The 12,888-nt window shown below is 46.9% G+C and carries 10 protein-coding genes and 2 pseudogenes; all 12 read left to right on the forward strand.

Features of this window, described 5'->3' with window-relative positions:
- The first annotated feature begins 412 nt into the window (after positions 1-412).
- Entirely contained in the window at positions 413-745 is a 333-nt protein-coding gene (mobC, locus tag BJR36_RS11145) for a plasmid mobilization protein (protein WP_091234150.1), read from the forward strand.
- Positions 732-2,210, forward strand: coding sequence for a relaxase/mobilization nuclease domain-containing protein (locus BJR36_RS11150; RefSeq protein ID WP_091234152.1), 1,479 nt, complete (start codon positions 732-734; stop codon positions 2,208-2,210). Before mobC ends, BJR36_RS11150 begins: the two co-directional genes overlap by 14 nt.
- Before the next feature lie 30 nt (positions 2,211-2,240).
- Positions 2,241-2,813 (forward strand): hypothetical protein, encoded by a 573-nt coding sequence (locus BJR36_RS11155; RefSeq protein WP_091234155.1) that lies wholly within the window; start codon positions 2,241-2,243, stop codon positions 2,811-2,813.
- Positions 2,814-2,824: 11 nt separating this feature from the next.
- Positions 2,825-3,232, forward strand: a complete 408-nt coding sequence (locus tag BJR36_RS11160) for a hypothetical protein (protein WP_091234158.1) — start codon at positions 2,825-2,827, stop codon at positions 3,230-3,232.
- Positions 3,233-3,248: 16 nt separating this feature from the next.
- Positions 3,249-3,881, forward strand: a complete 633-nt coding sequence (locus tag BJR36_RS11165; RefSeq protein ID WP_091234161.1) for a PcfB family protein — start codon at positions 3,249-3,251, stop codon at positions 3,879-3,881.
- Positions 3,882-3,885: 4 nt separating this feature from the next.
- A pseudogene (locus BJR36_RS11170) lies at positions 3,886-4,443 on the forward strand (VirD4-like conjugal transfer protein, CD1115 family); the annotation flags it as partial.
- Positions 4,444-5,133: 690 nt separating this feature from the next.
- Entirely contained in the window at positions 5,134-6,957 is a 1,824-nt protein-coding gene (gene ltrA, locus BJR36_RS11175) for a group II intron reverse transcriptase/maturase (RefSeq protein ID WP_091234166.1), read from the forward strand.
- Positions 6,958-7,072: 115 nt separating this feature from the next.
- Positions 7,073-8,641, forward strand: a pseudogene (locus BJR36_RS11180) (VirD4-like conjugal transfer protein, CD1115 family); the annotation flags it as partial.
- Between the two features lie 16 nt (positions 8,642-8,657).
- Complete coding sequence (locus BJR36_RS11185; protein WP_091234171.1) at positions 8,658-9,020, forward strand: hypothetical protein; 363 nt, start codon at positions 8,658-8,660, stop codon at positions 9,018-9,020.
- Positions 9,021-9,118: 98 nt separating this feature from the next.
- Positions 9,119-9,961 carry a VirB6/TrbL-like conjugal transfer protein, CD1112 family gene (locus tag BJR36_RS11190; protein ID WP_091234174.1) on the forward strand — a complete coding sequence of 281 codons (843 nt, stop codon included), beginning with the start codon at positions 9,119-9,121 and terminating at the stop codon, positions 9,959-9,961.
- Positions 9,962-10,085: 124 nt separating this feature from the next.
- Positions 10,086-10,436 (forward strand): PrgI family protein, encoded by a 351-nt coding sequence (locus tag BJR36_RS11195; protein ID WP_091234176.1) that lies wholly within the window; start codon positions 10,086-10,088, stop codon positions 10,434-10,436.
- A 73-nt stretch (positions 10,437-10,509) separates the two neighbouring features.
- Positions 10,510-12,858 (forward strand): VirB4-like conjugal transfer ATPase, CD1110 family, encoded by a 2,349-nt coding sequence (locus BJR36_RS11200; protein WP_091234178.1) that lies wholly within the window; start codon positions 10,510-10,512, stop codon positions 12,856-12,858.
- Positions 12,859-12,888: the final 30 nt, after the last annotated feature.

The raw sequence follows: 12,888 nt of genomic DNA on the forward strand, positions 1-12,888 counted from the left end.
ACGGATGGTATGAAAAAGTGATACCGCGAAGGACAGAAAAATGGGGTTTTGGAAACAGGAGAAAGAGATAATGCGGCCGGAAGGCTCTGTGGTATGAAATGTTAATGTCAGAATACCAATTTGGTATGAAAAATTGATACCACGGAGCAAATCCGGCATGAAAAGCAGCAGGCTGGTGCGGAAGAAGGGGTATTAGGGGCCTCCCCTAACCGGTGGCAGATGTATATACATTCTGCGTATCTGGCAAAGGATATCTTAAATTCAAAATGTCCACTACGTTAAGGGAAAAAATACCAGCAAGCACGGATAAAAGAAGCAGATAAGGAGGGAGCCAAAGGAATTCAGACCTTTTGAAAGACCATCGGAGCGGAGCCGGCAGTCAGATTGGAAACGGAAGACAGGGGTGAGATAGATGGGGCGCAAAGGAAAAAGCGTGGTAAAGGACTTCAGGTTCAAGGAATCGGATGCAAAGCTGCTTGCTGAGAAGTCGGCTGCCCTGGGGATGAATGAGTCGGAATATATCCGGTTTATCCTGAGCCAGCAGCCGGAAGATTATCCGGAAATCAGGGAAGCTTATAAGGAGCTTATCAACGAGGTGAACAGGATCGGGAACAACATCAACCAGATCGTCCACAACAACAATTCGAGTCTCTACAGCGAGATGGACAAGGACAGGCTGTTCGCCTATATGAGGAAACTCAATGTAACCGTTCAGGAGGCGGTGAGGATCCATGGCAATCAGTAAAATCCTCTATATGAAGGACTGCGGAACCGGGAATCCGGGGAAGCATCTGAAGCAGGGAATCGATTATATCACCAGGAAGGAGAAGACGGGGAACGGCCTTTATGTGGGAGGGTTGAACTGCCAGCCGGAATTTGCATACGAGCAGATGAGGGAGACCAAGAAAGAGTTCGGGAAGACGGATAAGAGGCAGGGTTATCATCTGATCATATCCTTTGCAGAAGGTGAGACAACGCCGGAACAGGCATTTGAGATTATCGGGCGGTTCGTGAAGGAGTATTTGGGAAATGGGTATGAAGCCGTTTACACCGTCCATGACAATACGGACCACATCCACGGCCATGTCATTTTCAACAGCGTCAGCTTCATGGACGGCAGGAAATACCGGTACGAGAAAGGCGACTGGGCAAAATACATCCAGCCGGTTACAAACAGGCTCTGTGAAGAATACGGGCTTTCGACAGTTGAGATATCAGAAGACAGGGCGCAACCCACAGAGACCTATCGGGAGTGGAACGATTATAAGGATGGCAGGTTCGTATGGGGAGATATGATCAGGCGCGACCTGGATGCATGCGTCCTGCAGGCTCCGTCCTTTGAATCTTTTTTGGATCTGCTGAAGGAGAAAGGCTATGAAATCAAGCAGGGAAAACATCTGGCAGTACAGCCGGCTGGCCTGTCAAGGTTCCGAAGGACGAAATCCCTCGGCGAGAATTATACGGAGGAAAGGCTCAGGGAGAGGATACTGGCAGAATCACTGTCGGATTACCGTCCGGCGCGAAAGGGCTGTCAGCCAGGCATTATTAGGTGCAGGGTAAAACGGTTGAAAAAGTCCAGGATGAGCGGTATACAGAAGCGTTATTTTGCGAGGATGTACCGGCTGGGGAAATTGAAGAAGAGGCCTTACAGCAGGGCCTGGAAGTACAGGAATGAAATCAGAAAGTTCGAAAGGCTGCAGGAGCAGTATCTGTTTTTAACCCGGCATGGCGTGGGTAATATCCAGGGGCTGGAAGCAGTAAACGGAACCCTTTCCGGCATGAAAAAAGAAGCATCAAGGGACCGGAGCCGCCTCTACAGGGAGAGGGCAAAGTTCAGGCTCCTGTTCGAGAAAATGGAAGAGGCGGAGAGCCTTCAGAAAGCCGCGGCCAGCTTCAGGGCGGGGGATGATTTCTTCAAAGAGGAGTATCTGAAGTTCGAGGCAATTGAAAAGGAGATGTCAGGACAGGGATACAGTTTCGAAGAAGTAACCAGGTTGAAGATCCACTATTCCGGTGAAATTGCCCGGATGAGAGAAAAAGAAAAAGCCATCAGGAAGGAGCTTTCCATTGCGAAAAGGCTTCTGAAGGAACTTTCCTGCGTGCCGGAGAAGCAGAAGATTCAGAGCAAACCAGAAAGGAAGAATCAAGGAGAACCAGAAAAGAATATGGAAACCAGAGAGAAGCAAGCAGAAGGATTGGGCAGCCGGTGAAACAGCCGGCTCTCATAATGGAGGTAGATTATGCAGGAAGGATTAGTAAAAAAGGAGACAGGCTCAAGTGCGGTATCCATGAGGGATACCGATCATCAGATTCCGGAAGAAATGAAGAAACTGAAGGATATGGGGGAAGGGCAGCCTGAATATGTGGAAAAGCTGATGGCATGCATCGAGGACATCGTCAGCCGCATCGAGAGATATGACAGGCTGCTGGAACAGCTTTCCGGATTAGAACAGCAGTCTGGAAATAAGGCTTTTGTTCCGCTGTATTACGGAATGCCGGTATCCTATGAAGCTATGTTACGTACAGGGGGCCAGGTCCACAACATTCCTGTAGACCGGAGTGTCAGAAAATCAAATCCAGGGATAATGGGGTTTGCGGCAGCGTTAGGCCTTAAGAGGAAATCAAAGCCGGATCTGGTAAAGGCCATAGCAAATAAGGAGTTATCACCGGAACAGCTGGTGCAGATACGCGTGGCCATGCAGAAAGGCCTCACGGAGAGCCAGCTGATGGAACTTGTCAATAACAGGATGGATGTGGATCAGATGAAGGAAATCATCGAGATTGCAGTCCTTGAAAATGCAGCGCAGGAATAGTGGAGGAAGAGATGATAGATTTGGATATGATAAACGAAGCAGTTAAGGTCATTGGGGCTTATGAGAAGGATGGCAGACAATTTACCGAAAAGGAAAAGCATTTTGTTGCGGAGTATGCGTTTAAGACGGGAGATATGGAACTGGTGTCAGGCCTTGTGGCGAATATGTCTATTGCAAAAGAAGACGATGTGGAATTCATGAACCGCTATGAGACACTTCTCGGAAAAAGGGAAGTCTGGATCTCCCAGATTGAAAATCTCCTGGTGGCCCTTGAGATGTACCGCATCGAAGAGGAGAAGGCGCTCAATAAGATAGCAGCCACTTTGAAAATCTGCGGCGTTGATGTATCGGTGGATGATATCAGGGAAAAGGGAGCAGGCGAAATCAAACAGATGATAAAAAAGAAAGTAGTCATTTAAAGGAGGAGAAAGAACTATGTCTGAGATTCAGGATGCAGTGCAGATCATCCGCGTCGGGTATGACGGGATAGAGATAGCCATAAAGGTAGGGAGCGCAGGAATCGGCGGTGTGAAGAAAGTTGTCGATTTTCTGTTAACGCTTCTGGAACAGGAGAAGACCCTTGGCAGGACATCCGTAAGGAAACTGCTTATGAAAGGCGGAGACCTTCAGGTGTTCCAGTACAACACAGAGGACAGGAAAAAAGTGGAAAGGATGGCAAAGAACTATGGGATTTTATATGCGGCACTGCCGGATATCAACAGGCAGGATGGGATGAGCGAAATCATTTTCCATTCGGAAGGCGTCCCAAGGGTGAACATGATGATCCAGAAGCTGAAGGGTGGAAGGATAGCAAGCATCGATGATTACCTGAACAACGGGAATGAAAAGAATCAGAAGATCCATTCTGAAAAAAGCAGGATAATAGAGGCGGTCATGGATACAGAAGTGCAGAAAGCCCATGACGATCCTGCAAATGAAAAGGGCAAGGAAAGAGCAGCGCATGTAAACGAAATGGGTATGGAAATACCAGAGAAGATGCAGGGGGCGTCCGGAACGGCGGCACTGGACGATGCGGAAAAACTAAATACGAAACCGAAGACGAGGTGATGCCATGATACAGAAGAAAAAGGCATCGCCTTTCTTTGTCTTAATGGGAGCGGTACTGAGCGGCTATCTGGGCTATCTGGCAAACGGAGCCTGGAAGGAAGGCATGGACATTAATGCATTCCTAAAAGCATGTAATGACGTGTGTGGTAGGCCATTTGCAGATTACCGGGATGTGGGGACAGGAAAGGCGGTGGCAGCTGCATTAGGAATCTATGCCGTTGCAATTGTCATGTATCTCACCAGCCAGAGGAACCTTATGCCGGGCAGGGAATACGGGACAGCCGCATTTGCCGATGTGAAGCAGGTCAATAAGAGGCTTGCGGATAAGGATGCGAATTTTAACCGGATTCTAAGCCGGAATGTCAGGATGTCCCTGGATACCAGGAATACGAAGCTGAACAACAATGTCCTGATCATCGGCGGGTCGGGTGCAGGAAAGACATTCTACGAGGTGAAGCCGAACCTGATGCAGATGCCCCGCGGATGCTCATTTATCTGTACGGACCCAAAAGGGGGCGCGGAACGTTCCGCTATGAAAAGTAGTGGCACAGTTCTGCTGAATTATTAAATAAATTCAGTTCAACTGGAGAACTGAACACATGAATTGTCGAATGACAGGGTAACGCCTTGAAAGGCATCCTTAATCCTCCGACTTGCATGGATATGAGTAAACATTGAAATGTAAGAAGCTCGGTGAAGTCGGCAGAAAGGCACCGTAACAGTTTGGCTGACGAAAGCTACCCAGAGGTGGGCGGTGTGTCTGATATGCCGGAGGTCTATAAGTTACCTATGGTTAGAATGAGGAGAATAGACAAGCTCTTCTGACGAATCTTCGAATGTACGGGTCTATATCGGGACTATGTAGAAATGCATAGTGACACAAATAGTGTCGCTAGTGTGGGTGAGTAAGACTTCGCCTTTATGAAAGTCCATGCATTGTTATAGGCAATGGCAAGCTAGCAGGCTCATAGAAGAAACCTAAGGGTAAAATGTAAAGATAATGTGTTCGGAACGTTCGAAGCTGACAACGTGGAGAATTTACTTTCTGTGAAGCGTATCAAACGGGAAAATCACGCAAGTGATATAAGGGAGATTATGTCAGTGAAAGCGGAGGTATGGTACCTATGAAGCCATGATAATAAGTGGTGGAGGGAAGACCTCTAGTCGTGTAATTAGTAAATCAAAATCGAATTGGTATGGGTTCGTGTAAGACTAAGAGATGTACTCACTCCTAGATTGGAGGATACAGACCATGCTAAAGAAAGCCAAGCTACGTTATAACGAATACTATGATATGCAAAAGGTGTTCGATTCCTTATACGCAGCTAGCAAAAACGGTAACAATTTTTATAAGTTACTAGAGATTATCGGTTCAGAAGAAAATATTCGTTTAGCATATCGTAATCTGAAAACAAACAGTGGTAGTAATACTGCTGGAACTGATGGGAAAACCATTGAAGATATCAAAACTCTTACAGATAAAGAAGTCATTGATACAGTTAGAATTATGTTAGATGATTTTATGCCAAGTTCTGTGAGAAGAGTGTTCATTCCAAAGCCAGGTAGTGATAAAAAGCGACCTTTAGGAATTCCGTGTATATGGGATAGGCTCGTTCAACAATGCATTCTGCAAGTGTTAGAGCCAATATGTGAACCAAAGTTTCATAATCATTCCTATGGATTCCGCTCAAACAGAGGAGCAGACCATGCAATCAGCAGAACTGTCAGTATGGTTAATATGTTTCGTCATTACTATTGTGTTGATGTTGATATTAAAGGATTTTTCGACAATGTTGACCATGGCAAGCTATTGAAACAGATATGGACACTAGGTATCAGAGATAAAAGGCTGATTTGTATTATCAGCAAAATCCTAAAATCAGAGATAGAGGGAGAAGGAATTCCAACGAAAGGAACGCCACAAGGTGGCATTATCAGTCCGCTACTGTCTTTGATAGTGTTGAATGAATTGGATTGGTGGGTAAGTGACCAATGGGAAACATACCAACCAAAAAGATTTTCGAATAAGAAGAGCTTTTATTCCTATGCAAGGAACTATACCAATCTGAAAGATGGATTCATAGTTAGATATGCAGATGATTTTAAAATCATGTGTAGGACATACGATGAAGCTCAAAGATGGTATTATGCTACGGCTGATTTCTTGAAAACAAGGTTGAAGTTAGACATTAGTCCAGAGAAATCCAAAGTAGTAAATATGAAGAAAAACTCGTCAACATATTTAGGGTTCAAAATAAAGGTTGTACCAAAAGGGAAAACAAGATACGGATTTATTGCAAAAACGGATATGAGCGACAAGGCAATCAGGAAAGCCAAAACTAACCTGAAAGCTAAGATTATTAACATCCAAAAGCATACCTCATATATAGCCATAGAGAATTATAATTCAGCGGTCAGAGGTATACAGAATTATTACAGTATTGCAACAAATGTTTATAACAACTTAACGGATGTGAGTTACGCTCTTTTGCCGACCATTAGAATACGTCTAAGAGATATCAGTAAAACAGTCCCATTTAGGGAAACAGATATCGAATTTCAGCGAAAAGCAACTGGAATCAGAGATGACACAAAGATTGTAAAAATAGGTTCACAGACATTACTTCCGATTACGGCGGTACGTCACAGAAGTCCTATGAATTTCTCACAAGACACAACGAATTACACAGATGAAGGAAGAGAGAAAATTCACAGCAATCTGGAAAAAGTTACAGAATTAGAATTTGAAGCACTTGCAAGAGGCAGAGACCCTAATGAATCTGTTGAATTCAATGATAATCGTATATCAGCTTTTGTAGTTCAACAAGGGAATTGTTATATAACAGGTCAGAAATTAAATGCCAATGATATGAAATGTTTTAGGAAAATGCCATTGATTCAAGGTGGAACAAATAAGCATGGAAATATCGCATTTGTAGAGCCAAGAGTTTTTAATTTGATATTTAATGACAACATCAATGAGGCAAAAATTCAATTAGCGAAGCTGAAACTAGAGGAAGTGAAGCGTAATAGACTGAATAAAATCAGACGTAACTATGGTTACCAATCAATATAGATAATCTATGATTTACGAAAACACGATGGCACGCCGTATGAAGCGAAAGTTTCACGTACGGTGTAGAGCGGGGGAAAAGGTAGAGATAACTTCAAAGCCTTACCTATCGCTATAGATCCTTCGAAGCTGCGGACAGATGCTCAAAAATAACGGATACAGCCTGAAGGTCATCAACCTGCTGGAGATGGAGCAGTCGGACTGCTACAATCCGTTCCGCTACATCAGGGAAGAAACAGATATCGTAAAGCTGATTACAAATCTGATAACAAACACCACGCCGAAGGGGAGCAACCCTTCGGATCCCTTCTGGGAAAAGGCGGAAGGGCTGTTCCTGCAGTCTGTCTTCTATTACGTATGGATGGAGGAGCCGCCGGAAAAAAGGAATTTCGAAACCGTTCTGAAGCTGCTTGGGGAAGCGGAGATCAAGGATGACAAAAAGCCTTCAAAGCTGGACGACAGGATGAAACGCCTGGAAGAACGCTCAACCTTAGGTGCAAACCATCCGGCGGTCAAGCAGTATAGCAAGTGCATGAGGGGGGCAGGGGATACGGTCCGGAGCATCATCATAAGCGCCAACTCGAGGCTCGCATTCCTGGAAAATAAGCAGGTGCTTCGGATCCTGTCAAAGGACGAGATGAACCTTGCGGACCTAGGTATCGGGGTAAACGGGGATGGGGAGACGAAAACCGTTCTTTTCTGCGTCATACCGGATTCGGACAAGTCCTATAACTTTATCGTGGGGATCCTGTACACCCAGATATTCCAGGAGCTCTATTACCAGGCGGACTTCAACTGCGGGGGAAGGCTTCCGATCCATGTGACATTCATGCTTGACGAATTCTCGAATGTCGCCCTGCCGGATGACTACTGCAGCCTTCTGAGCACCATGAGGAGCAGGGAGATCAGCTCCATAATCATCATCCAGAACCTTGCCCAGATCAAGGCACTGTTCAAGGACACCTGGGAAACGATCCCGGGGAACTGCGACACGCTGGTCTATCTGGGGGGAAATGAGGTGAGCACACACAAGTATATTTCGGAACTGCTTGGGAAAGGGACGATCGACAAGAGGAGCAGCGGCGAGACAAAAGGAAGGAACGGAAGCAGCAGCCGGAACTTCGATGTATTAGGAAGGGAGCTGCTGACGCCTGACGAGGCCAGGAAGCTGGACAACAGGAAATGCCTGATCTTCATCCGGGGATTCAATCCGATTCTGGATGATAAGTATATTCCATTTGCCCATCAGGCATTTCATCAGACGGCGGATGGGAAGGGAGAGCTCTATATCCATCAGCCAAATAGGGACGGGAAGGCTGCAGAATCGCCTAATGAGATCCTGAACAGGAAATCACTTGCCTATTATGAGCAGCTGAAAAGGAATGGAGAGAACGTCAGCATCGACAGCATGCAGTATGAACAGTTCAGTATGTTTGGCAGAAAGGATACGGAAAAGCATGCAGCAGGCAGGAACGAACAGGATAAAAAAGATGCAGGCGATTCCATCACCAGCCGGATGATTCGCTGGGCGTATGCAGAGGATCAGAAAAGAGAGGTCCGTATGGCACTGGAAGCCGGTATGCCAATCGGGGACATTCTGGGCTACTTCTATCCGGAGACCCCTGCAGGAACCATGGAGAAAATCAGAATGGCTTATGAACAGATGAGCCAGCAGCAATCAGAATAAGGAGGAGACAATACAGATGAAAAGAATTTCGGTAAACAAGAAAACAGCTACGGAAGGGCGGAACAACCGCCATATGGAGACAATCAGAAACAACATAGGAAAGGCATTAACATGCGCAGCTCTTGCATCCATCTGCTTTACCCAGACCGCATTGGCATCCGGCACTACAGCGGTGACGCAGCCACTGGAAAACCTGAAGACCCTGGTAATTTCAATCATCGGGGCAGTGGGCATCATCATACTTGCCAAGAACGTCATGGAATTTGCCCAGGCCTACCAGCAGCAGGACTCCTCATCCATGAACAGCGCCCTAAAGGGTATTGTTGCAGGAATCATGATGGCGGCGATATCATCAGTCATCACGTTCCTTGGGTTTTAAATTACCAGGCAGGCAGTGCAGGCGGATTGCGGATATCCGCTTCGATACAGAATCAATAGAATGCCAGGCTGTAATGGCCTGGCCAGGAGGTGAAAGAGTTGGATGCATTGAAACTTGGAGATAAGATACTGGCCCTGCTAGAAGCGGTATTCGGTTTCTGGAACAGCCAGGTTGCACTGGTGTTTTCCATGCTCGGCCAGTCGCCGGTTGATTTCAAAGGCGGAGGGCCCTGGGCGGTAGTTGATAAGCTTGAGCCAGTTTTCGTAGCGGTCGGTTCAAGCCTGGTGGTTCTCTTTTTCGTAGTCGGCTTCTGCTCGGAAAGCGTGGATGTACGGGAAGAAATGCGGTTTGAGACAATACTGCGCATGCTCATGCGCCTGGGAATATCGGAATGGCTGGTGGCGAATAATGTGACGATCATGAAGGCATTCTTTACTTCAATCGGGAATCTGGTGAATCTGATCGGCGGAGGTACAAACGAGAGCCTTGTCATAGACAGCGTACAGGCCGACATCATCAGAAACCTGGGATTTGGCGAGAGCCTGATTCTTCTGATACTGGCAACCATGCTGTCAGCCATAATCATAATCTGCGGCTTCTTCATGATTTACACGGTCTACTTCCGGTTCCTGAAGATACTGATTATCGTGCCGCTGGGCCCCATCGCCTATTCCACGGTGGCCGGAAACAGGAACATCAGCCATACGGCGCTGACCTATTCGAAATATTTCCTGTCGGTCGTACTGGAGGCAGTGACCATGTCCCTTGCAATCCTGCTATGCAATTCCTTTATCAATGCAGGGCTTCCGGCATTTACAGGCGACTATGCAGATTGGACAAAGACGCTGATCTACCTGTGCGAAATGGCATTCACGGTGGCACTGACGGTAGGAAGCGTGAAGGGAGCACAGAACCTGACGAGCAGGGCATTGGGGCTATAGGTATACGAAAGCTTACGGAAGAAAATGAAATTGCAGGATTGTTATGCAAAATTAGCATAAGGACACCTTGTGAAACTGGCTGAACAGCCATCATAACTCAAAAAAATCGATTACAGGAGGCAGCATGAATATAGAAATCAGCAAGGACATCGAAAAATACCAGGAGACGGTGGCAATGGGGCTCACGGCAAAGCAGCTGGTGTTTTCGGCCGCAGCGGTACTGGCAGGGGGCACGGTCGTGCTCTGCCTCTACCACCATATCGGCCTTACGGCAAGCACCTACATTGCCATGCCGGCAGTGGCCCCGATTGCCCTTGGCGGATTCTATTCCTACAACGGAATGGGATTCTATGAGGTGATGGGCAGGAAGATGAGGTTTCTGACTGGCAATTGGACATTGATCTATGTTTCAACGGAAGGGGAACAGGTCATCAGAAATTTGCAGGCGTCAGGATCAAAAAAATCAAAAAGGTAAAAATCACAGTTAGAAAAAGGAAAAAATACTGCAAAGCGGCCGGATAGTCCGGCTGCGGAAAGGAAGGGGTAAAGTGAATATATTTGGTGACAGGTTCAGGGAACTGAAACGGGCGGACGAACCGCTTTATAGAACGCCGAAATCGATCCAGGAGACAATTGAAATCAAAAAAGTGGCGGAAAACGGCATCTTCGAGGTGGCAGGCAGCCGCTATTCCAAGTGCTATCTGTTTCAGGACATCAACTACACGACGACCAGTGAAGGCGAGCAGGAGGACATCTTTGAACGATACTGCAGGTTCCTCAATTCCATGGATGTGAATTTCAAAATCACGATCAATAACAGGAACAGGGACATGGATGAGCTCAGGGAGAAGGTGCTGTATCACAAGAGGGGAGACCAGTTCGACTCCTATCGGAAAGCCTACAACGACATAGTCGAGGAAAAAATCAGGGAAGGAAGGCAGGGTATCTGGCAGGAGCGCTATCTGACACTTACGATCGAACGGAAAAACTTTGAGGAAGCGAAGGCCCGCTTTGCAGTTCTAGAGGCGAATATCCGAAAGGAATTCAACGGGCTGGGAGCGGACATAATTCCCCTTAACGGCAATCAAAGGCTCAAGGTGCTCTATGACTACTATCATCTTGGAAATGAGGCAGGCTTCATCTTTGATATGAGGGAGTACGAGAAAACGGGAGGCGATTTCAAAAACGATCTCTGCAACGGAATGGTGAAATTCAGCCAGGACTGCTTTGAAGATGAGGGGAAGTTCTGCAGGGCATTATTTATAAAAAAGTATCCGAGCAGCCTGTCTGATCAGTTTCTGACCGAGATAGCAGGCATTCCAGTCCATTCAATCACAAGCATCGATGTGGTTCCGGTTCCAAAGGACCTGACCACGAAGGTGCTGCAGAAGAAAAACATGGGGATTGAAAGCGACATTATCAAGCAGCAGCGCATCCGCAACAGGAACAATGACTTCGCAACGGAGATATCCTATGCAAAGCGGATGGAGAAAAAGGAAATCGAAGTGATCATGGATGACATCAGGGAAAACGACCAGTGCCTGTTCTACGTAGCCGTCACAATCATAATCATGGCAGGTTCCAGGGAAGAGCTGGAACGAATCTGCGGCACGGTGGAAGCCATCGGCAAGAGCAATTCCTGCATCATAGACACACATTATCTGAAGCAGCGAGAGGCATTGAATACAGCCCTCCCGATCGGCGTCAGGCAGGTGGAAACCATGAGGACCATGCTTACCCAGAGCCTGGCTGCACTGATGCCCTTCAACGTACAGGAACTGGATGAGGAAGGCGGCAATTACTACGGAATCAACCAGATATCAAAGAACATCAACATCGGAAACCGAAAAAGGCTCCTCAACGGGAATGGATTCGTATTCGGTGTATCCGGCTCCGGAAAATCCTTCTTCTGCAAGCAGGAGATGGGAGGAGTATTCCTTGGTTCGGAGGACGACATTATCGTCATCGACCCTCAAAACGAATATTTCGATATCGCAAAAACCTTCGGGGGAACCATCGTCAACATGTCCACCTATACGACCCAGTATATCAATCCTATGGATATGGACGTATGGAACCTGGATCTGAATGATTCGAGGGGATGGATCCGGGAAAAAGGCGAGTTCATGTTAGGGCTCTGCGAACAGTGCCAGAGAAAAGAGCTGAATTCCAGGCAAAAGTCCATCATCGACCGCTGTGTCAGGACCCTTTATCAGGAGATAGCCAGAAGCAGCGAAAAACAGATTCCGGTCATGGAGGATTTCTACAGACTCCTGATGGAGCAGCCGGAAACAGAGGCAAAGGATATCGCCCTGACGCTGGAACTTTTTATCAACGGCTCCCTTAATATTTTCAACAACCATACGACGGTAGACGTTCAAAACAGGTTCATCGTCTACGGTATCCGGGATTTAGGGAAGGAATTGTCTGCAATCACGATGCTGGTCATGATGGAGAACATCGGAAACCGCATCACAGAGAATGCAGAGAAAGGCCGCGCTACCTGGCTCTATGTGGATGAGCTCCACGTCTTATTGGCCAGGGAGTATTCTGCAAAATACCTCCACGGCCTCTGGAAAAAGGTCCGCAAGCAGGGTGGCCTCTGTACCGGCATAACCCAGAATATCGATGACCTGTACCAGAACGACACGGCCAAGACAATGCTCGCAAACAGCGAATTCGTAGCGCTTCTGAAGCAGTCAAATATGGATAGTATGGAGCTGGCAGAAATCATGGGAGTCTCCAAAGCGCAGCTCCAGTTCGTATCGAACGCCCAGAGCGGGATGGGACTGATCAAACATGGAAATGTCGTAATCCCGTTTGACAACACTATAGGAAGGGAATGCAGTTTGTATAAGTTATATAGCACGAATATGCACGAGAAGTCTGCGGAGTAGCCGGTATAAAAATAGGAAGCAGGAATGCCT

The organism is Anaerobium acetethylicum, assembly GCF_900096945.1.
Lineage (GTDB): Bacteria > Bacillota > Clostridia > Lachnospirales > Lachnospiraceae > Anaerobium > Anaerobium acetethylicum.